Origin of the sequence: Rhodoferax sp. (genome assembly GCF_013297935.1) — a bacterium.
Taxonomy (GTDB): Bacteria; Pseudomonadota; Gammaproteobacteria; order Burkholderiales; family Burkholderiaceae_C; genus Allorhodoferax.
The window spans coordinates 363,724-385,332 of sequence record NZ_JAAFIX010000002.1 but is presented as its reverse complement, the minus strand read 5'-3'; the positions used below and the strand labels follow the sequence as shown (position 1 = coordinate 385,332).

The window sequence follows — 21,609 nt, the reverse complement described above, 5'->3', positions numbered from 1 at the left end:
CGGCAACTTTCATGCTGAAGGGCTCGTCGGGGCGTAGAGGGCGTCAACCAGCGCCGCACACTCAAAGTCCGAGCGCGACACGCCCTGTACATCATGGGTGTTGAAGCGGACGCTGCAGCTGCCATACGTGAGCAACAGTTCGGGGTGGTGATCTTGTTGCTCGGCCACATAAGCCACGGCATTCACGAAGGCCATGGTCTTGAGGAAGTTCTCAAACTTGTACGTTTTCTCAATGGCCACATCCGCGCCATCGCCGTGCAATTTCCAGCCCTCTGCCTTGGCCAGCGTTGCTATGATTTGTGTAGCGCTAAGCGCAGTTCTGGTGGTGGCTGATTGCATAAAGGATATTTAAACTGTGGTGGCAACCGGTGCAGAGGTCGGCATCTTGGCCAGGCGCTCAAATGCAGGCGGGTGTGAATAGTAAAACTTGACGTACACCGGGTCGGGGGTGAGAGTGGACGCATTGTCCTTGTAGAGCTTGAGCAAAGCTGACGACAGTGCCGCGCCATCCGTATGCGCTACAGCAAAGGCATCGGCTTCAAACTCGTGCTTGCGCGACAGTTGTGCAAACAAGGGGCCTGTAAAGCTCCCCGCGAGGGGTAGCACCATCATGAACAACAGCAGCGACAAGGCTTCGTTACCGCCCGTCATATTCGGCCCTACACCGAGACCTGTAAAAAACCACGCTTGCTGACTCAACCATCCCAACAAGGCGAAAGCCCCCAGGCTCAGCGCAAACATGGACGCCATGCGTTTGCGGATATGCCCATGGCTGAAATGCCCCAACTCATGGGCCAGCACGGCATCCACTTCTGCGGGGCTGAGCTGAGCTAGCAGGGTGTCATAAAAAACCACCCGTTTGGAAGCCCCGAAACCGGTGAAGTAGGCGTTGGCATGGGCACTGCGCTTGCTGCCGTCCATCACATAAAAGCCTTTGGATGCGAAGCCGCAACGGGCCATCAGCGCGGAAACGCGGTCTTTTAAAGCCGCATCGTCCAGGGGCTTGAACTGGTTGAAGAGGGGGGCAATCCACGTCGGGTACACCAACATCATCAGCAGGCTGAAACCCGTCCACAAACCCCATGTCCACAACCACCAGAGTGGCCCGGTGGCCGCCATGACCCACAAAGCAAGCGCTGCCAGCGGGAGGCCGATGAGGGCGCTGAATAGCAAGCCCTTCAGGGCATCTGCCAGCCACAAGCGCGGCGTCACCCGGTTAAAACCAAAGCGCTGCTCCACCACGAAGGTGCGGTAAAGCGAGAAGGGCAGATCCAGCAAAGAGCCGATGACTGAAAAACTCACCAGCAAGGCCAATGATTGAACTAGGCTTGAGTCCAGATTTGTGTCGAACCAGCCCAGCAGGGCTTGGTTCAAAGCATGCAGCCCGCCCAGCAAGGTCCAGCCGAGAATCACCACCGTCCCCCACGCCAGCTCCAGCAGCCCCAACCGGGCTTGCGCAATGGTGTAATCGGCGGCTTTTTGATGGTCTTGCAGGGCGATATGGCTGGCAAATACCGCTGGCACTGCGTTACGGTGTTGGGCCACATGGCGAATCTGCCGGGTTGCCAACCAGAACTTGAGGGCCACACTCGCCACCAGTGCGAGGGCAAATACCGTGGTCATCCACAGGGAGGGTGAGAATTCAAACGCGTTGTCTTGCATGGCGGCAGAGTTTAGGTCATCGGCGACAATTCGCAGATGGACGAACCAAACACCCCCATCCCCGTTACGCTCATCAAATCCGACAAAAACCTGGTGTGGTTGGACTGCGAAATGACAGGCCTGGAGCCGGAGAACGATCGCTTGCTGGAAATTGCCGTCATCGTGACCGACCCCCATCTGGCCCAGCGGGTCGAGGGCCCGGTGTTTGTCATCCACCAGTCGGACGCATTGCTCAATGGCATGGATGCATGGAACAAAGGCACCCATGGCAAGAGCGGCTTGATCGACAAGGTGAAGGCCTCCCGCGTGACCGAAGCAGAAGCGGAGGCTGCTTTGATCGCTTTCATGAGCCAATACGTGCCGGCAGGCGTGTCCCCCATGTGCGGAAACACCATCGGCCAGGATCGGCGTTTCTTGGTCAAGTACATGCCCAAATTGGAGGCGTTTTTTCACTACCGCAATATCGATGTGAGCACGCTCAAAGAGTTGGCAAAACGCTGGAAGCCCGGAGTTGCCGAGTCGTTCAAGAAGCAACAGAAGCACACCGCCCTGGCCGATGTGAACGAGTCCATCGAGGAGCTGGCCCACTACCGCGAGCACTTCTTGAAATTAAATTAGGTAGAAACCCGAATCCATGCCATAATCGAGGGCTTCGCAAGCAACGCCGTGTTGGCGGCTTGTGAAATTTGTACATCTCCCTTCATTCACCGGGCACGCTTTTTTAAGCGACATACGCCCCCAGCACTGAAAAACCCCTTGGCGGGTCAGAGCAGGTTCCGTTTGATGGTTGATGTTTTTTAACCATTGACGGAGCAGCCGCACAACCTGCGGCGCTTTCGTGTGAGAAAAAATATGACTGACGCTTTTGAAGTGACAGGCGAATTCGCGCCTGCCGAAAACCTTTCCGTTTCCGCAACTTCCGTGGAAACTTCTGTGGAATCCGAGGCTGTTGAAGCCGCTGCACCCGAGGCCCCTAACGGCTTCGTAGAGTTGGGCTTGGCCCCCGCCTTGGTGCAAGCCTGTAAAGACCTCGGCTACACCCAGCCTACAACCGTTCAGCAAAAAACCATCCCCATGGCCATGGCGGGTATCGGTAGCGAAAAAGCAGGCAAGTTCGTGGACCTGATGGTCTCCAGCCAGACCGGCTCCGGCAAAACTGCTGCATTCTTGCTGCCTGTGTTGCACACCCTGCTGACCCAGCAAGCCGAAGCTGAAGAAACAGAGCGCGCTGAGTTTGAAAAGGCTTGTGCTGATGCTGCCGCCAAGGGCGAGCCTGCTCCCAAGCGCCCCAAGCGCAAGGACCCGACTAATGTGCGCAACTTCAAAGCCCCGACTCCCGGCGCCCTGATTGTTTGCCCTACCCGTGAATTGGCCCAGCAAGTGGCCCATGACGCGATCGACTTGGTGCAACACTGCCGTGGTCTGCGCGTTGCCAACATCGTGGGCGGCATGCCTTACCAGTTGCAAATTGCCAAGCTGCAAAACGCCAACCTCGTGGTGGCAACACCCGGCCGTTTGTTGGACCTGCAGCGCTCCATGCAAATCAAGCTGGACCAAGTTCAGTTCCTGGTGGTGGACGAGGCGGACCGCATGTTGGACTTGGGCTTCTCTGACGATCTGGCTGAAATCAACCAGCTCACCATTGACCGCAAGCAAACCATGATGTTCAGCGCGACCTTCGCGCCCCGCATTCAGCAGTTGGCAGCCCGCGTCATGCGCGAACCCCAGCGCGTCACAATCGACAGCCCGCAGGAAAAGCATGCCAACATCAAGCAAATGCTGTTCTGGGCTGACAACGCCCAGCACAAGCGCAAGCTGTTGGACCACTGGTTGCGCGACACCACCATCAACCAAGCGGTTGTTTTCGCCAGCACCCAAATCGAGTGCGATGGCTTGGCCAACGACCTGCAGCAAGACGGCTTCTCCGCTGTTGCATTGCACGGCGCTTTGAGCCAGGGCCTGCGTAATCGCCGTTTGATGGCGCTGCGCCAAGGTCAGGTGCAGATTCTGGTGGCGACCGATGTGGCAGCCCGCGGTATCGACGTGCCCACGATCACCCACGTGTTCAACTTCGGCCTGCCTATGAAGGCTGAGGACTACACCCACCGTATCGGTCGTACCGGTCGTGCCGGGCGTGACGGTATCGCTGTGACCTTTGCGGAATTCCGTGATCGTCGCAAGATTTTCGATATCGAAGCCTATAGCCGCCAGCCTATCAAGCCAGAAACCATTCCAGGCTTGGAACCCCAGCAGCGCGCTCCTGAGTCACGCCCCAGCTTCGGTGGCCGTGGCCGTGGTGGCGATTTCCAACCCCGCGAACGCAAGTTCGGCGGTCCCCGTGAAGGTGGCTTCGGCGGTGGACAGCGCGATGGCGGCAACCGTGAAGGCGGTTACGGCCAAGTGCGTGGCTTCGGCGGACGCCCTGAAGGCGGTGGCGGTGGTGGCCGTGGTTTCGGTGAAAACTCCCGTGATTTCGGTGGCGCAGCCCGCGAAGGCTTCAGCTACGAGCGCAAGGGTGGTTTCAACGACCGCTTTGCCGGTCAAGGTGCTCCCCGTGGCGATGCGCCACGCGGTGACTCCCGTCCTCCCCGTGGTGATTTCCAACCCCGCGGCGACTTCGGTGCTCCCCGTGGTGATTTTGGCGCCCCGCGCGGCGACTTTGCAGCACGCAAGCCTGCTGGTTTTGCCAAGCCCGGTAACGGCGGCAAGGTCTTTGTGCCCCGCGACGCTAAGAAGCGCCCCGCACGTAATTTCGATTAATCTGCTAAGCGGCAGGTAACAAAAAGCCCCGCGGCGCGAGCCGGCGGGGCTTTTTTACGTCCATGGCTGTCTAGGCACAGACCGGAGTTTGCTGTGCGTCAGGCCATCCCGTTGCGGCTGGCAAGTTCCACAAACAAGCCGGCGTGGTCCAGGTCGGAGAGGCCGTGCTCAATGCCCTCGGCATACAGCTTTTCAAACAAGGTGGTGATCGGGGCGTCAAACCCCACTTCGGTAGCTGTCGCCAAGGCGTTGCGCAGGTCTTTCACTTGCACCGTCATGCGGGCACGGGGTGCAAAGTCACGGTCCACCATGCGCTGGCCATGCACTTGCAAAATGCGGCTGTCTGCAAAACCACCAGTAATGGCCTCTTTGACCTTGCCCATGTGGGCACCACCGCGTTCGCAAAGCAGCAAAGCCTCGGCCACGATGCCGATGGTTGCTCCCACAATCATCTGGTTGGCAAGTTTGGTCAGCTGCCCCGAGCCGATGGGGCCGACGTGGGTCGGACGACCGAAGATCTTCAAGACCGGCAAAGCCCGTTCAAAGTTGGTCGCCTTGCCGCCCGCCATGATGGCAAGCGTTCCTTGCTCTGCGCCCAATGTGCCGCCGGAGACCGGCGCGTCGAGGTAATCCACCCCCAACTCACTCAGCCTGGCCGCATGGTCCCGCGCCTCAACCGGCTTGATAGAAGACATATCCACCAGCAAGGTGCTTTGCCGGATAGCCTGCGCCGCCCCTAACTCAAACAACACATGGGAGACGACACCACCATGGTCCAGCATGGTGATGACGACGTCGGCCTCAGCCACTGCATGGCTCGGGGTGGGGTGGACCGTTGCGCCGAATGCGATGAGTCGTTCGGCCTTGGCTGGTGTGCGGTTCCAGACATGAACTGTGTGGCCGGCCTCACAAAGGCGACGGCCCATGGGAAAGCCCATGAGCCCAATGCCGAGTAGTGCGATTTTCATGGTGACAGTGTGCTCCTGCCCTACAGAATACCGCCGGCCCCCGGCAGGGGGAGAGGGTTTGTACCGTGAAGGCTGTCGAGGTGCTGACAGCCTTCACGGCACGGTCTTACATCAGCAGGTGTTCGCCCGCGTTGTCGCCGCCCAGGGTCACGTAGTTCACCTTGCGGATGTCCATGAGTTTCTTGCCACCGGCATAGCTGATCGAGCTTTGTACGTCCTGCTCCATTTCAATGAGCGTTTCGGCCAGCTTGCCTTTCACCGGCTCCAGAATGCGCTTGCCCTCAACGTGCTTGTATTCGCCTTTGTTGAAGTCGCTGGCAGAGCCGTAGTACTCCTTGAACAGCGCGCCGTCGACTTCTACCGTTTTGCCGGGCGACTCCTCGTGGCCGGCAAATAGCGAGCCGATCATGACCATGCTGGCTCCGAAACGGATGCTTTTGGCAATGTCCCCATGGCTGCGGATGCCGCCGTCGGCAATGATGGGTTTGGTCGCTACACGGGCACACCACTTCACCGCGCTGAGTTGCCACCCGCCGGTACCGAAGCCGGTCTTGAGCTTGGTAATGCAGACCTTGCCGGGGCCCACGCCCACTTTGGTGGCATCTGCGCCCCAGTTTTCGAGGTCAATCACCGCCTCAGGCGTGGCCACGTTGCCGGCAATCACAAAGCTGCCCGGCAGGTGTTTCTTGAGGTAGATGATCATGTCGCGCACGCTGTCCGAGTGGCCGTGTGCAATGTCGATCGTGATGTATTCCGGTGTCACCCCCAAGGCTACCAACTGGTCGACGGTGGCGTAATCGGGCTTCTTCACCCCCAGAGAGATCGAGGCGTAGAGCCCCTTGGCATGCATGGCCTGGGTAAAGGCAATGTTGTCGAGGTCGAAGCGGTGCATCACGTAGAAGTAACCGTTTTGCGCCATCCACTCGCAAATGGTTTCGTCTACCACGGTCTTCATGTTGGCCGGTACGACCGGAAGACGGAATTTGCGGCTGCCTAGCTCCACGCCGGCATCGCACTCCGAGCGGCTCTCTACCCGGCATTTGCGGGGGAGCAGCAAGATGTTGTCGTAGTCAAAAATTTCCATGGCCCAAGCTCCTGTCCAAAGTTTCCATCGTTAAAACACTGAGCACTTGGATCGGCACCGGCCAAAAAAAAACCGGGTGCCAATTGCTTGGGCCCGGTGCTTGATTGTAGAAAGGTTGGGTCCGGCGCGGTATATGAATTTGCGTATGACCCCCAAAAGGTAGTGCACAAGGCAGTCGTCTGGTGTGCGGTGGAGGCGCCGTGGCCTTTCTACAATCGGAGCATGCATTCTTTCGCCGCCGCTGGCACCACTCCCCCCCTTTTACACAACCTGAACCCCGAGCAGTTAGCCGCAGTGACCCTGCCGGCCGAGCATGCGCTCATTCTGGCGGGGGCCGGTTCGGGCAAAACCCGGGTGCTCACCACGCGCATCGCCTGGCTGCTGCAAAACGGCTACACCTCGCCCGGCGGCATTTTGGCGGTCACCTTCACCAACAAGGCAGCCAAGGAGATGATGACCCGCCTGTCCGCCATGCTGCCGGTGAATGTGCGCGGCATGTGGATAGGCACCTTCCACGGCCTGTGCAACCGTTTTTTGCGCGCGCATTACAAGAACGCCGGCCTGCCGCAGGCCTTTCAGATTCTGGATACGCAGGACCAACTCAGCGCCATCAAGCGGCTGTGCAAGCAATTCAAGATTGACGACGAGCGCTTTCCGCCCAAGCAAATGGCCTGGTTCATCGGCAACTGCAAGGAAGAGGGCTTGCGCCCCAAAGACGTGGTGGCGAGTGACCCGGACACGCGCAAAAAGATCGAGATTTACCAGCTCTACGAAGACCAGTGCCAGCGTGAAGGCGTGGTGGACTTTGGCGAGCTCATGCTGCGCTCGTATGAGCTGCTGCGCGACAACGGGCCCATTCGTGAGCACTACCAGCGGCGCTTTCGCCACATCTTGATCGATGAGTTTCAGGACACCAACAAGCTGCAATACGCCTGGATAAAGATGATTGCCGGTGTGGGGCAGGGCGGCAGTGTTGAGGGCGGCGGTTCGGTGCTGGCGGTGGGGGATGACGACCAGAGCATTTACGCCTTCCGCGGCGCGCGCGTGGGCAATATGACCGACTTTGTGCGCGAGTTCGCGGTGCGCCAGCAGATCAAGCTGGAGCAAAACTACCGCAGCTACAGCAACATTTTGGACAGCGCCAACGCGCTCATCAGCCACAACAGCCGCCGCTTGGGCAAGAACCTGCGTACCGAACAAGGTGCGGGCGAGCCGGTGCGGGTGTATGAGGCGCCCAGCGACTTTGCCGAGGCGCAGTGGATGGTGGACGAGATGAAGCAGCTCATTCGCGACGATGTGGAGCGCAAAGAAATTGCCGTGCTCTACCGCAGCAACGCGCAGAGCCGGGTGATTGAAACTGCGCTGTTCAACGCCGCCATTCCCTACCGCGTCTATGGCGGCCTGCGATTTTTTGAGCGGGCAGAAATCAAGCACGCGCTGGCGTATTTGCGCCTCTTGGAAAACCCCAACGACGACACCAGCTTTCTGCGGGTGGTGAACTTCCCGGCACGCGGCATTGGCGCGCGCAGCATCGAGCAGCTCCAAGACCTGGCCCGTGCCACCGGCTGCTCGCTGCACGACGCGGTGAGCACGCTCACCGGCCGCCCCGGCGCCGTGATTGCTGGCTTTGTGGCCAAGCTCGATGTGATCCGTGAGCAGACCGCCAACCTCAACCTCAAAGACATCATCAAGCTCATGCTGGAGCACAGTGGCCTGCTGGAGCACTACCGCAACGAACGCGAAGGCGAAGACCGCGTCGAGAACTTGGACGAATTGGTCAACGCGGCCGAGAGCTTTGTGATGCAAGAAGGCTTCGGCCGCGAGGCCCCCGGCATGGCGCCACTGCTCAGCAGCCCTGAGGCCTTTTTGAGCCAGAGCCCGGCCAGCCAAGGCCTGACGGGCGAACTGCTGGCCGCACCTGCGGATGAGGGTCTGGAAGACACCGGTGAAACCCTCTCGCCCCTGCAGGCTTTCCTGACCCATGCGGCGCTGGAAGCGGGCGACAACATGGCGGCGGCCGGGCAGGACGCCATCCAGCTCATGACTGTGCACTCCAGCAAGGGGCTGGAGTTTGACTGCGTGTTCATCACCGGGGTCGAGGAGGGCTTGTTCCCCCACGAGAACTCCATGAGCGACCACGACGGGCTGGAGGAAGAGCGGCGCTTGGCCTATGTGGCCATCACCCGGGCGCGCAAGCGCCTGTACCTCAGCCACTCGCAGACGCGCATGCTGCACGGGCAAACGCGCTTCAACCTCAAAAGCCGCTTTTTTGACGAGCTGCCGGAGGAGTGCCTGAAGTACCTCACGCCCAAGCAGCAGCCTATGCCTGCGGGCGGTGGTTTTGGTGGAGGAGGCTATGGCGGCGGCTCCGGCAACAGTTGGGGTGGCGGTGGATATGCTACGAATTCAGGAGCTGGTCGCGAATATTCCACGGGGGCTGGAAGCACATTTGGCTCTTATTCGGCCCCGCAGAAGGAAGTGGTGCGCAAAGAAGAGCCCACCGGCTTGCGCAAGGGCCAGAAGGTCTTCCACGCCAAGTTTGGCGAAGGCACCGTGCTCACGCTGGAAGGTGCAGGCGACGACGCGCGTGCGCAGATCAACTTCCCCCGCCACGGCACCAAGTGGCTGGCCCTGAGCGTGGCCAAACTCACGCCGGTCCCTTGACCCCTTGACCTCTTGCCCCCTCTGAGAGCACCGCCCATGAGCCAGGACATTGCCAACACCCCGCCTGCACCGTATTACGCGGTCATCTTTACGAACCTGCGCACTGCGGTGGATGAAGGCTATGGCGACATGGCCGAGAAGATGGTCGCGCTCGCCGCGCAGCAACCCGGCTTTCTGGGCGTGGAGTCGGCGCGGGACGGGCTGGGTATCACCGTGTCGTACTGGAAAGATTTGGAGTCGATACGCGCTTGGAAGGCCAACGCGGAGCACCAGGTGGCGCAGCAACTGGGCCACGCCAAGTGGTACGCCGCGTTCAAGACGCGCATTGCCCGGGTCGAGCGCGACTACGCGTTTTAGGCCACTAGCCCCCGCTGATATTGCGCTAACAGCTATCAAAAAAATAGCGGGCTGGATTGCTGCAGCCCGCTGGTGTTGCCGCCCCGCAGGGCGTGGCAGGTGGCTTAGCTACCGATCACGCCGCCATCTTTCTTGGTGATGACGATAGTGGCCGACCGTGGGCGGTTGCCTGCGCCGTAACCTGCGTTGGCAGGCCATTGGCTGGTGTACTTGGCGGGGTTGCCAATGTCGGCCATCTTCGATCCTTCACCTGGGTGCTGGATGTTGATGAACATTGCTTTGCCGTCCGGTGTTTCGCACAGGCCGGTGATTTCGCATTCCACGGGGCCCACCAAAAAGCGCTTGAGGATGTCTGGCGACTGCGCCTTGCCCATGTAGGTGTCCACACGCTTTTCGCTACCATCCGCACGCTTGTAGCTTAGGGTTTTTTTGCCACCGTCGCCCACCTTGCCGGGGATGGCGGCCAGCATCATGCAGTTGGTTTTGTCCGTGTAGGCGTTATCGTCGGTCTGAATCCAGCACAAGCCGGTCACGTCGCTGAAGACGAGGCCGTCCGGGGAGGACATGTCGTTCTCGTCCGTCAGGTTGGACAGGTTCACCTTGGATTTGTCGGCATCGGCTTCCGAGGCAAACAGGTAGATGTCCCACTTGAACGCGGTGTCGGCCGGGTTGCCTTGGGCCACGCGGATGATGTGGCCGTGCACATTGCCCTTGTTTTCCTTGCTGCCCTTCATGTCACTGTAAAAGCGAGGGTTGGCCGAGTCCAAGCTAGCGTCGCCGTCCACGGTGCGATTGCTGTTGTTGGTCAGTGTCATGTAGAACTCCCCGGTGCGGGGGTTGATGCCACCCCACTCCGGGCGGTCCATCTTGGTGGCGCTCACGGCGTCGGCGGCCAGGCGGGTGAAGATGGCTACGTCGGCATCCGACTTGAATTCAAAGTCAGGGTTGGCGGCCACGATGGGGTTGTTCATCGACAACTCAATCCAGGTGCCTGTGCCATCGTCTTTGAAGCTGGCCACAAATAGCGTGCCCTTGTCGAGGTACTTGTCGCCCACAGCGATACGGTTGTTGGCGTTGGCGTCTGCAGCGTCCCACTTGGCGGCAGACACAAACTTGTACATGTACTCATTGCGAGCATCGTCTCCCATGTAGGCCACGATGGGTTGACCCGCCACGGCCTTGGCAAAGCTCACGCTTTCGTGGGCGAAGCGGCCCAGACCGGTGCGCTTGCGCACGGGCTGGCTGCCGTCGTAGGCATCCATCTCCACCACGTAGCCGAAAGTGTTCATTTCGTTACGGTAGTCGGCCTTGGCGTTGGCGCCCAGCGCGCTGTTGTTCCAGCGCACGTATTTGTCTTCGGCACCGGCGCTCTCCCAGCCGTGGCGGCTGGCGGTACCGGCGGGGCGGCCGTAGCGCACCAAGCCCGCGACTGCTTTGTCCTTTTTGCCGCGGCGATCGTCGTCCTTGGCATCGCGGCTGAAGTAACCAAACCAGTTTTCTTCACCGGACACAAAGGTGCCCCAAGGTGTTTTGCCAGTGCCGCAGTTATTCAATGTGCCGCGGGCGCGGGTGGCGTCGGGGCTAAATTTGGTCACCAGGTGCTCGCTGCCTTTGGCGGGGCCGCTGATAAGTACCTCGGTCATGGCGGTGACACGGCGGTTGTAGTTGGAGGCCGGTTTGTAGTTCCACTGACCAGCTTGGGCTGCAACTTCCACTACAGACAGGCCGTGGATGGCTAGTTCCTTGTCCACTTCGGATGCAGGGCGGGGCAGGGTGGCAGTACCGCCGTTGGCGTGGATGAAGAAGGAAGTAAGTTTTTCGTCTGTGGTGGCTTCATGGTTGATTGCCAGCAAGGCGCGGGTGGTGCCGTTGGCCGAGGGGCGGCCATTGGCGTCCAGACCAAAGTACTCCATGCCGTCATGGTGGTCGCCGGAGCGGTTGTCCCAGTCGGTATCGTTGCCGTCGTTCTTGAACGCGGCGGTGCCAGCTTTGAGCGGGTCGCCCAGCGCGTAAATGATTTGTACGTTGTAGCCAGCGGGTACCACCACTTTGTCTGCCAGGCTCTTCGCGACAGCCGTGAAACCCAGTGTGTTCAGGGGGGCAGACATGGCGGCGGCTGCGCCAGTGCCGGTCGAAGCGGTGGCGCAGCCTGTGAGCGCACCTGCGCCGAACAGCGAGGTGGCTGCAGCGCCCATACCGCCCAGCAGCAAGCCGCGGCGGTTCAGGCGTGCGGACATGATCTGGTCGATGTGCGGATTAGCGGTGGTGTTGGAGTCTTCGTTGTTGAAGATGTCGCTCGAAGTGCGGGTGTTGTCGGTCATACAGGGTGCCTCAAGTTGAATTAGCCTGCGTAATGTGCGACGTTGATGTTTCAACTCTGTGACAGGCCGGGGCTTCTCTCGGGTATTGCAATGTCGCTACATTGGAGCTCCCTGACACGAAGGAGCGTTTATGAGAAAGTTGTTGGTCGCTTGGGTGATGGTGAGTGGATTTGCACATGCCGCAGACACCCCGGTGATGAATGTCCCCACGGTAAATCAGCGCATGGCCTCTGCACGCGCGGCTATTGCAAAGTCGGATTGGAGGACTGCGAAATACGAAACCCAAAAAGCAGTGGCCGACGAACCTGAAAACGCCGATGCCCATAATCTGCTGGCCTATACCTACCGCAAGCAAGACAAGCCTGAGCTGGCCAAAGCCTTTGAGCACTACAAGATTGCGCTCAGGCTCAACCCCCGGCACAAAGGCGCGCACGAGTACATCGGGGAGGCTTACCTGATGGACCGCAAGCCTGAGTTGGCCGCCCGGCATCTGGCTGATCTGGAAAAAATTTGCGGTAACCGGGACTGCGAGGAATACCGGGACCTGGCAGCCGCTATGGCTGCGTACCGTTGAGGTAAAACGCGCCCGCCGCGTTTAGATCAGGGGCATGGCGGCCGGGTGCAGCTGACCCGGTTGCTCGTCCATATAGCCCTTGCCGTCTTTCACCCCTTTTTTGCCCATGCGTTGCCACGCCGTTTGCTGGTTCACCAGCCGGGCCAGAAACTCCAGCTCTTCATCGGTGTGGTTGATCGCTTTGGCGGGGGTCAACAAGCGGCCTTCTTTAGGGCTCACCTCGCCCCAAAACGCTTGGTGGTAGTCCGAGCGGCTGACGAGCCGGTCGCGACCGGCAGCCATGTCCACGGTGCCGTAGCAATTGCAAAAATAGCTGCGCAGGTCCTGGTCAGGAAACACCTCGGTGTACACCCCGGTCCCCCGGATACCTGCGGTTACAGTGGGCGTGACGATGCGCCGTGTGCGCCCGGGCCCCCACACACTGATGACTGCGCCCGTGAGCAAGCGCAACAAGCCCACAGCGTTCAGGCTGCCCCCGCGCTCGACAGTCAGCCGGCTGCGCTGGCGTATGTGAAATGAAGAGTTGCCAATCACAAAGATCAGACTGGAGTCCGGGCCGGTTTCTATTTCGTCACCGGTCTGAATGGCCTGCTCGGGTCGCAAGCGGCTGCCGTTGAGTGTGGCATCGCCGGTGAGTTGGACAATATTGCTGCGGCTTTGCGCCCAGGCCCCTGCGGCTCCCCCCATGGCGGTCCAGGCGGCGGCCGCTTGCAGAAAGCTGCGGCGCTGAAACCAGGTAACTTCCGCTTCACTGCGGCCTTGGAGGGTGTGCTGGGTCATGGTCAAGTCTCCGGCGGTGCGTCAAAACAATCACGGAACGTGAAGTAAAACGACGTAAAAAACATGGCGGCCATGGCGAGGCCGACGGGGAACAGAATCGCGTTGATCAACTCCGGGCTTCCCAGCACGCCCACCAGGATGGCGACCACCATCGCCACGCCCAGAAAACCGGCCATCCAGACCAGCCCGAACACGGTAAAGGCCCAGAAATTACGCAAACACGCCACTGCACTGAAAAACAGGCTTTTCATCGGCGTCACACCGTGCCAGTGCACCAGGGCCGGGGCGTGCCAGAACAGCAAGGACAAAGGCAGGTAAAGGACCATGGCCAGCAGGGCGGCGGTCTGAAAATCTCCCTGCAACACCACTTCCGGCGAGAGTTCTCCGCCCAGCAGGTACACGCGGGCAAACTGCCCGCCGTCTACGGTGGCAGAAATGCCCATGACCAGAATAAAACCCACGGCATACAGCACGCCCAGCACCACCATGGAGCGCAGCCGCTCCCGGCCGGCGCGAAAGCCTGCAATCAGCACCTGGGGCATGGGGAATTGGCCCTGGTCGGCGATCTGGGTCGCAGCCATCAGCCCGAGGGTGGCGGCAGGCAACAGCGCCAGCGCCAAGGGCGTCCCGATGATGGGCACCAGGCTCAACAAGGACACCGTCGCCATGAACATAAAAAACAGGCCGGTGAAAGCCAGCGGCTGCTTCAGGAAAGTGCGGACACCTTGCTTAAACCACACGACGCCTTGGCGGGGAGGGACGATCTGGAGTTTCATGCGGTGAGAGATTCGGGGTTCATCAGGTCGGAGAGTGTGAGGGGTTGCGCAATCCGTTGCTGCAGGACGCGCTCAAAGTGTGTCGGGTCGTGGGGTTTGAGCATGGAGGCTTCGCGGGGCAGGTACCAGTCCCACAGGCGTGAGAGCCAAAAGCGCAACGCGCCTGCCCGCAGCATGGCCGGGAACAGCTCGCGCTCTTGCGCAGTCAAGGGGCGCACGCTCTCGTAGGCTTGCACAAAAGCGCGGCTGCGCTCCAAGTCGGCGACTCCCGTGGGCAGGTCTATGCACCAGTCGTTCAAGCAAACGGCCAGATCGAACAGCCAGGCGTCGGTACCGGCAAAATAAAAGTCAAAGAAACCGCTGAGGAGGGGTTCACCGTTCACCTTGTCGAACATGACGTTATCACGGAACAGGTCGGCGTGAATCGCGCCGCGCGGCAGTGCGGTGTAGGCGCTTTGGGCGGCCACATGGTTCTGGTAAGCCAGCTCGCTCTGGATGAGTGCGGCTTGCGGCGCTTCCAGATGGGGTAACACGACCGGCACCGTTTCGTTCCACCAGGGCAGGGCGCGCAGGTTGGGCTGCTGCATGCCGAAATCGCGGCCTGCCAAGTGCATGCGCGCCAGCATGGCACCTACTTGCTGGCAGTGCTCCACTCCGGGGCTGAGTTCGCTTTTGCCTTTTAGCCGGTTCACCACCGCGGCCGGTTTGCCGTTCAGGCTGTGCAGCACGTCACCATCGCGATTGGCGGCAGGGTCCGGCACCGGAATGCCGTGGTGCGCCAAGTGCTTCATCAGCCGCAGGTAGAACGGCAATTGCTGCGCCGTCAGCCGCTCGAACAGGGTCAGCACATAGGGCGCCTGATCAGTGGTGACGAAGTAGTTGGTGTTCTCAATGCCACCGGAGCAGCCCTCCATGGTTTGGAGAGTGCCCAATTGCAGGGAGGAAAGAAAAGTGCTGGCCTCGTCGAGCGAGACCTCTGTGTAAACCGCCATGGGGCAATTGTAGGGTGGCGGGGCACTCCGGCTTGGGGGAGACCTTGCCCGGTGCGGGGCGCAACATCCGCCGCCGGGCCGCCCCAAGGCGGATGCACCCCCTCGGGGGGCAGCGACCCGCAAAGCGGCGGAGCCTGGGGGCACAATACTATTTATGACAGAACCCAAGAAAACCCTGCTGCTGGTGGATGGCTCCAGCTACCTGTACCGCGCCTTTTTTGCCGGTGGCGACAGCATGAGCGTGACCCTGCCGGACGGCACCGTACAAAAGACCGGCGCGGTGCGCATCATGATCAATATGATGAATAGCCTGCGCAAGGAGTACCCCGCCGATTACGTGGCCTGCGTGTTTGATGCCAAGGGCCTGACCTTCCGCGACGAGATTTACCCCGAGTACAAAGCCCACCGCGACCCCATGCCCGACGATCTGCGCAGCCAGATCGCGCCCATCCACGAAATCGTGCGCTTGCTGGGGTGGAAGGTGCTGGACGTGCCCGGCGTCGAGGCCGATGACGTGATCGGCACGCTGGCCGCCATTGCCGCGTCGCAAGGCATTGAAGTCATTGTGAGCAGCGGCGACAAAGACCTGGCGCAACTGGTGAATGAGCACATCACCATCATCGACACCATGAACGGCAAGCGCCGCGACCTAGCCGGGGTGGAGGCCGAGTTCGGCGTGCCCGCCCGCCTGATGCTGGACTACCAGACCCTGGTGGGCGACACGGTAGACAACGTGCCCGGTGTGGCCAAAGTGGGCCCCAAGACGGCGGTGAAGTGGTTGCAGCAGTACGGCTCGCTGCAAGGCGTGGTGGACAACGCCGCCCACATCGGCGGTGTCGTGGGCGAGAACCTGCGCAAGGCGCTGGACTGGTTGCCCACCGGCCGCACGCTGCTGACCATCAAAACCGATTGCGATTTGACGGGCTGGGTCGAGGGCTTGCCTGCTATGGATTCCATAGCTGCTGGCGCTCAAGATACGGGGGCTCTGCGTGCTTTTTATGAGAAATACGGCTTTAAGGGGCTGGCCAAGTCAGTAGGCGGCGCTGAGGCTGCGGCCACTGCCCAGGCCCCAGCGGCGCGCAGCGCGGAGCCGGGCTTGTTTGACGAGCCGGCTGCGGAGTCTGCAGCGCCGGCATCCCGGGTGAGAACGGTGGAATACGAAACCATCTTTACGCAAGACGCCCTGGCTGCTTTGCTGGCGCGCATTCAGGCAGCGCCGCTGACCGCGCTGGACACCGAAACCACCTCGCTGGACGAAATGCGCGCCGAGATCGTGGGCATCAGCTTCAGCACCGAGCCGGGCAAGGGTGCTTACATCCCGCTAGCGCACCGCTACCCCGGCGCGCCTGAGCAGCTGGACCGCGACACGGTGCTGGCCCAACTCAAGCCTTGGCTGGAGAACCCGCAAGCCCACAAACTGGGCCAGCACATCAAATACGACCGCCATGTGTTTGCCAACCATGGCATTGAAGTGCAGGGCTACGCCCACGACACCATGCTGCAAAGCTATGTGCTCGAAGCCGACAAGCCCCACGGGCTGGCGAGCCTGGCCGAGCGCCACCTGGGGCGCAGCGGCATCAGCTTTGAAGACCTGTGCGGCAAAGGCGTTAACCAGATCAGCTTTGACCAGGTCGACATTGCCAAGGCCGCCGAGTACGCTTGCGAAGACTCGGACCAAACGCTGGATGTGCACCTGGCGCTGTGGCCGCAGATCGAGGCCAACGACAAGCTGAAGTTCATTTATGCGCTGGAGATCGCCAGCAGCGAAGCGCTCTACCGCATTGAGCGCAATGGCGTGCTGATCGACGCGCCCACACTGGCGGCCCAAAGCCACGAGCTGGGCCAACGCATCGTGCAGTTGGAAACCGAGGCCTACGAGATTGCCGGCCAACCTTTCAACCTGAGCAGCCCCAAGCAACTCGGCGAAATCTTCTTCGACAAGCTGGGCATGCCGGTGGTCAAAAAAACCGCCACCGGTGCGCGCAGCACCGATGAAGAAGTGCTGGAGAAACTGGCTGAGGATTACCCCTTGCCGGCCAAGCTGCTGGAGCACCGTGGTCTTGCCAAGCTCAAGGGCACCTATACCGATAAGCTGGCGCTGTTGGCCCTCCCGCGCACGGGCCGGGTGCACACCCACTATGCGCAGGCAGTGGCGGTCACGGGCCGCCTCTCCAGCAACGACCCCAACCTGCAAAACATTCCGATCCGCACAGCAGAAGGTCGCCGCGTGCGCGAGGCCTTTGTGGCGGCGCCCGGCTGTGTGATTGCCAGTGCTGATTACAGCCAGATTGAGCTGCGCATCATGGCGCACATCAGCGACGATGCGGCCCTGCTCAAAGCCTTTCATGATGGCCTGGACGTGCACCGCGCCACGGCCGCCGAAGTGTTTGGCGTGCCGGTGGACCAGGTCAGCAGCGAGCAGCGCCGCTACGCTAAGGTCATTAACTTCGGGCTGATTTACGGCATGAGCGCCTTCGGTTTGGCGCGCAATCTGGGCATTGACAACACGGCGGCCAAAAACTATATCCAGCGCTACTTTGAGCGATACCCGGGGGTGAAGCAATACATGGAAACCACCCGCGCCGTGGCGCGCCAGCAGGGCTATGTGGAAACCGTGTTCGGCCGCCGCTTGCAGCTGGCCGGTATCAAAAACGCCAAGGGCGCGCAGCTGGCCGGTCTGGAGCGTGCGGCCATTAACGCGCCCATGCAGGGCACGGCAGCAGATCTCATTAAGTTGAGCATGGTCAAAGTGCAGCAGACCCTGGATGCACAAAATCGGGGCACGCGCATGATCATGCAGGTGCATGATGAATTGGTGTTTGAGGTGCCCGAGTCCGAGGTGGAGTGGCTTCGGGCTGAAATTCCGGCCGTGATGGCCGGGGTGGCGAGCCTCAAGGTCCCTTTGTTGGCGGAAGTAGGGGTAGGTCCCAATTGGGACAAGGCCCATTAATGCCGACGATACCAGTACGTAGATTGAATTAATATTTGTTGCAAATGTTAAATTTACGTAGATAATTAATGCATTCAATCAAACAGGGGCGTCGTATGGGACTCAGTGGAATGAAGATCGCTACCAAGCTGTGGTCGTTTATCGTGTTAATCATCGTGGCCATTTGTATGGTGGCCGTGATCGGTCTGATGCGCAGCAACGCCATCTTGCAGGAAGGCCGCCAGAAGCAGGACGTAGCCACGGAGTTGGTGCAACTGGCCACGGAGTGGAATGGGTTGACCAGCACCAATTCGGCGCGCAACACGGCGATCCTCATCAGCAGTGGTGACGCGGTGTCGGATGCGTTCAAAGACGTTGTGACCTCCACCTCTGCGGAGATCACTGAGCTGCAGAAAAAAATTGAAAGCATGGCCCAAACGGATGCCGACAAGTCGCAACTCAAAAAGGTTGCCGATGCACGCAAACTGGTGCTGTCGAGCCGCGAAAAAGCCCGTGACCTGAAGAAAGCGGGTCAAGACGCGGACGCCATGCAAGCCATGACCGGTGAGTACCAACCTGCACTGAAGATTTACCTTGAGGAGCAGCGCAAATTTGTGGCCTTGCAAAAGGAAGCTACGGTTGCATTGCAGGCCGAAATTGTGGCCAAGCGGGCGACCAACACCACGGGCATTCTGGTGAGCTTGGCGGTCATTGTGTTGGTCATCTTTGCCGGTACCACCTGGCTGGTGCGCTCCATCCGCGAACCCCTGAACATGGCCAATGAACTGGCCGCACGCATTGCGGAAGGCGATCTGACCCACTCGGTGCACTCCGATCGCACCGACGAGTTCGGCCAGTTGCTGCACTCTCTCGAGGCGATGAATATTTCGCTGGGGCGCATGGTGTCTGAAATCCGTGGCGGTACCGACAGCATTGCGATAGCCAGCGCCGAAATTGCCACCGGCAACAACGACCTGGCCCAACGCACCGAGCACACCTCCAGCAACCTGCAGGCGACGGCCTCCAGCATGGACGGCCTGACCCAGATCGTTCAGCAAAGCACCGACAACGCCCGTCAGGCCAGTAGCTTGGCAGCCAGCGCATCCCAGGTGGCTCAGCGCGGTAGCGAAGTGGTGACCCAGGTGGTCAGCACCATGCAGGAAATTGACGCTAGCAGCAAAAAGATTGCAGACATCATCAGCGTGATCGACGGCATTGCCTTCCAGACCAACATCCTCGCGCTGAATGCGGCGGTCGAAGCCGCTCGTGCCGGTGAGCAAGGCCGTGGATTCGCGGTGGTGGCGTCTGAGGTGCGCTCCTTGGCAGGTCGCAGTGCGGAAGCTGCCAAGGAGATCAAGGCCCTTATCGGCACTTCAGTCGACAAAGTGGAGTCGGGTACCCAGTTGGTGACTGATGCCGGCTCGACTATGGAAGAAATCATGCAGTCGGTCCGTCGCGTGGCGGACGTGATCGGTGAAATCACGTCGGCTGCCAACGAGCAAAGCTCCGGTATTGCCGGTGTGAATTCGGCCATCAGCAACCTCGACCAGATGACCCAGCAAAACGCGGCTCTGGTGGAAGAGAGCGCCGCCGCCGCAGAGAGCTTGCGCGAGCAGGCTGACCGCATGAAGCAAGCGGTGGCAGTGTTCAAGGTTACAGGCAGCCAGTCCGGACCTTCTCTGGCACCGGTGCCAGTGCGCTCAGGTAAACCGAGCACCTCGTTCAAAGGCCCGGAGCGCCGCACCGGTGACTCAGCAGGCCCCCAGGCCCGCAGCACGGCTTCGGCCAAGGCCAGCACACCCAAGCCGGCCAGCGCCCACAAACCTGCTTCAGCCCCCGTGCCAAGCTTGCAGAAACCTGTCGTCACCGCCTCAAACCGGTCTACACAGGCCGGTGGAGACGACGATTGGGAAACGTTCTAATAGTGGGCGAAGCTGATTTCCTGTAGTCTGCGTGTGGCGTCGCAAGTGTTCTCACTTGCGCCTGCTTTTCAAACACCATGGAGACACGCATGCTGGAAAATCTAAAGAACGAATTGGACTCTTTGCGCCCCGGTCGCACGACCGAGGCAGGTGCTACGCGCCGTACGGCCATCATGGCCGCGCTGGGGGTGGGTTATGCCGCCACGGCCATGCCCATCATGGCGCAAACAGCGATCAGCACACCGGCCGATGGCTTGGTCACCGGCTCCGAAATCTACGACGTAGCCGGCGAGAGCGTCCCCTTTTACTACGCAGCCCCTGCCGACAAGACCGACCTGCCGATCGTGCTGGTGGTTCAGGAAATTTTCGGAGTGCACGAGTACATTGCCGACACCTGCCGCCGTTTCGCCAAAGCGGGCTACCTCGCGATTGCGCCCGACCTTTACTCCCGCCAGGGGGATGCGTCCCAGTACACCGACATCGGCAAGTTGCTGGCCGAAGTAGTGTCCAAGGTACCTGACGAGCAAGTCATGGGCGATCTGGACGCCGCCCTAGTCTGGGCCGCAGACAACGGTGGCAACACCAAAAAAGTGGCGATCACCGGCTTCTGCTGGGGCGGTCGCATTACCTGGCTGTACGCCGCGCACAACAAGGACGTCAAAGCCGGCGTGGCCTGGTACGGCCGCTTGGTGGGCACACCCTCCGACCTGACCCCTAAAAACCCGATCGATCTGGCAGAGAGCCTGAACGCACCGGTACTGGGCCTGTATGGTGCCAAAGACACCGGTATTCCGGTGATGACGGTCAACGACATGAAGAAAGCGCTGGCGGCTGCCGGTAAAAAAGGCAACAAGGCTGCCAAGGCTTCGCAATTCGTGGTGTACCCCGATGCAGGCCATGCTTTCCACGCAGACTACCGCCCGAGCTACCGGGCCAAGGAAGCCGCCGATGGTTTCAAACGTACACTTGCGTGGTTTAAGGCAAAGGGCGTTGTTTGATTCTTTTGGCAATTGTGGCCGGCACCTTGCTGGCCGGTATCGGTAGTGTGTGGTTGGCAGCGGCACTGAGTTTCGGTGCGCTCGCCCGCTACACCCAGCATATGTTGAGCCTGGCGGCGGGGGCCTTGCTGGCCACCGCCTTCATGCATTTGCTGCCCGAAGCGTTTGAGAGCCAGGCCGGCGCCCATGACTTGTTCTTGGTGCTCCTGATCGGTCTGGTTTTCTTCTTTTTACTCGACAAAGCGGAGCTCTGGCACCACGGCCATGAGCACCACCATGGTCCTGCCGCGTACGGTCACGAGGTGCATGACGAGCACGGCCGAGCTCACCACGACCATCACCACGGGCATAGCCACGGTACGGACAAGCCCGCAGGAAGTTGGGCGGTCCTCACTGGCGATAGCGTCCACTGCTTCGGGGACGGAGTGCTGATCGCGTCGGCCTTTATAGCGGATTTGCGTTTGGGTGCCATCGCCGCCTTGGCAGTGCTGGCCCATGAAGTGCCGCACCACATGGGCGATCTGATGGTCCTGCGTAATGGCTCTACCAACAAGCAGGCGGCGTTGATCAAGGTCACCCTAGCGGGGGCCGTGACCGCGTTGGGCGGAATTACTGGTTACTGGTTGGTCGACCAGCTGCAAGACTATCTGCCGTATTTCCTGGCGGTGGCGTCCAGCAGCTTCATCTACGTCGCATTGGCGGACCTGATTCCCCAGCTCCAAAAGCGACTCTCTGCACGTGAGACTGCGGCACAGATTGCCTGGCTGGGTGTTGGCATCGGGATGGTGGCGCTCGTCAGCAGCATCGGCCACGCGCACTAAG

Annotated in this window: 17 protein-coding genes; 9 read left to right on the top strand and 8 right to left on the bottom strand. The window is 60.5% G+C overall.

Going from position 1 to position 21,609, the window contains the following annotated elements:
* Positions 1-9: 9 nt before the first annotated feature.
* Positions 10-339: a 4a-hydroxytetrahydrobiopterin dehydratase gene (locus QZW03_RS05045; RefSeq protein WP_296508871.1), complete on the bottom strand. Its 330-nt coding sequence runs from the start codon at positions 337-339 to the stop codon at positions 10-12.
* A gap of 9 nt (positions 340-348) precedes the next feature.
* Positions 349-1,662 carry a M48 family metallopeptidase gene (locus tag QZW03_RS05040; protein ID WP_296508870.1) on the bottom strand — a complete coding sequence of 438 codons (1,314 nt, stop codon included), beginning with the start codon at positions 1,660-1,662 and terminating at the stop codon, positions 349-351.
* 36 nt (positions 1,663-1,698) lie between these two features.
* On the opposite strand from QZW03_RS05040, the gene orn reads away from it, so the two are divergent.
* Both orn and QZW03_RS05030 read left to right on the top strand, forming a co-directional pair.
* On the top strand, positions 1,699-2,280 hold the full coding sequence (orn, locus tag QZW03_RS05035) for an oligoribonuclease (protein WP_296508869.1): 582 nt from the start codon (positions 1,699-1,701) through the stop codon (positions 2,278-2,280).
* Positions 2,281-2,514: 234 nt separating this feature from the next.
* Positions 2,515-4,422, top strand: a complete 1,908-nt coding sequence (locus tag QZW03_RS05030; protein ID WP_296508868.1) for a DEAD/DEAH box helicase — start codon at positions 2,515-2,517, stop codon at positions 4,420-4,422.
* 98 nt (positions 4,423-4,520) lie between these two features.
* Here QZW03_RS05030 and QZW03_RS05025 read toward each other — a convergent pair whose 3' ends face one another.
* Positions 4,521-5,390 carry an NAD(P)-dependent oxidoreductase gene (locus tag QZW03_RS05025; protein WP_296508867.1) on the bottom strand — a complete coding sequence of 290 codons (870 nt, stop codon included), beginning with the start codon at positions 5,388-5,390 and terminating at the stop codon, positions 4,521-4,523.
* Positions 5,391-5,496: 106 nt separating this feature from the next.
* Entirely contained in the window at positions 5,497-6,474 is a 978-nt protein-coding gene (locus QZW03_RS05020; protein WP_296508866.1) for a GMP reductase, read from the bottom strand.
* A 222-nt stretch (positions 6,475-6,696) separates the two neighbouring features.
* Between QZW03_RS05020 and QZW03_RS05015 the strand changes: the two genes are divergently transcribed.
* Both QZW03_RS05015 and QZW03_RS05010 read left to right on the top strand, forming a co-directional pair.
* The gene (locus tag QZW03_RS05015) at positions 6,697-9,138 is read left to right on the top strand and encodes a UvrD-helicase domain-containing protein (protein ID WP_296508865.1); all 2,442 of its coding nucleotides are present in this window, start codon (positions 6,697-6,699) and stop codon (positions 9,136-9,138) included.
* Between the two features lie 36 nt (positions 9,139-9,174).
* The gene (locus QZW03_RS05010; RefSeq protein WP_296508864.1) at positions 9,175-9,495 is read left to right on the top strand and encodes an antibiotic biosynthesis monooxygenase; all 321 of its coding nucleotides are present in this window, start codon (positions 9,175-9,177) and stop codon (positions 9,493-9,495) included.
* Positions 9,496-9,599: 104 nt separating this feature from the next.
* On the opposite strand, the gene QZW03_RS05005 is transcribed toward QZW03_RS05010, so the two are convergent.
* Positions 9,600-11,816, bottom strand: coding sequence for a PhoX family phosphatase (locus QZW03_RS05005; protein ID WP_296508863.1), 2,217 nt, complete (start codon positions 11,814-11,816; stop codon positions 9,600-9,602).
* 130 nt (positions 11,817-11,946) lie between these two features.
* Here QZW03_RS05005 and QZW03_RS05000 point away from each other — a divergent pair, with 130 nt between their 5' ends.
* On the top strand, positions 11,947-12,390 hold the full coding sequence (locus tag QZW03_RS05000; protein WP_296508861.1) for a tetratricopeptide repeat protein: 444 nt from the start codon (positions 11,947-11,949) through the stop codon (positions 12,388-12,390).
* A 21-nt stretch (positions 12,391-12,411) separates the two neighbouring features.
* On the opposite strand, the gene QZW03_RS04995 is transcribed toward QZW03_RS05000, so the two are convergent.
* Genes QZW03_RS04995 through QZW03_RS04985 form a run of 3 tightly spaced genes read right to left on the bottom strand, consistent with a single transcriptional unit; the run spans position 12,412 to position 14,938 of the window.
* Entirely contained in the window at positions 12,412-13,170 is a 759-nt protein-coding gene (locus QZW03_RS04995; RefSeq protein ID WP_296508859.1) for an iron dicitrate transport regulator FecR, read from the bottom strand.
* A 2-nt stretch (positions 13,171-13,172) separates the two neighbouring features.
* On the bottom strand, positions 13,173-13,946 hold the full coding sequence (locus QZW03_RS04990; protein ID WP_296508857.1) for a BPSS1780 family membrane protein: 774 nt from the start codon (positions 13,944-13,946) through the stop codon (positions 13,173-13,175).
* A complete protein-coding gene (locus tag QZW03_RS04985; protein ID WP_296508855.1) occupies positions 13,943-14,938 on the bottom strand; it encodes a homoserine kinase in 996 nt (331 codons plus the stop codon). The genes QZW03_RS04990 and QZW03_RS04985 overlap by 4 nt, the downstream gene beginning before the upstream one ends.
* Before the next feature lie 154 nt (positions 14,939-15,092).
* Here QZW03_RS04985 and polA point away from each other — a divergent pair, with 154 nt between their 5' ends.
* The 4 genes from polA (at position 15,093) to QZW03_RS04965 (ending at position 21,608) form a co-directional block, all read left to right on the top strand.
* Positions 15,093-17,888, top strand: a complete 2,796-nt coding sequence (gene polA / locus QZW03_RS04980) for a DNA polymerase I (RefSeq protein WP_296508854.1) — start codon at positions 15,093-15,095, stop codon at positions 17,886-17,888.
* A 110-nt stretch (positions 17,889-17,998) separates the two neighbouring features.
* Positions 17,999-19,789, top strand: coding sequence for a methyl-accepting chemotaxis protein (locus tag QZW03_RS04975; protein WP_296508852.1), 1,791 nt, complete (start codon positions 17,999-18,001; stop codon positions 19,787-19,789).
* A gap of 89 nt (positions 19,790-19,878) precedes the next feature.
* Positions 19,879-20,787 carry a dienelactone hydrolase family protein gene (locus QZW03_RS04970; RefSeq protein WP_296508850.1) on the top strand — a complete coding sequence of 303 codons (909 nt, stop codon included), beginning with the start codon at positions 19,879-19,881 and terminating at the stop codon, positions 20,785-20,787.
* Positions 20,784-21,608 carry a ZIP family metal transporter gene (locus QZW03_RS04965; protein WP_296508848.1) on the top strand — a complete coding sequence of 275 codons (825 nt, stop codon included), beginning with the start codon at positions 20,784-20,786 and terminating at the stop codon, positions 21,606-21,608. The genes QZW03_RS04970 and QZW03_RS04965 overlap by 4 nt, the downstream gene beginning before the upstream one ends.
* Position 21,609 lies beyond the last annotated feature (1 nt).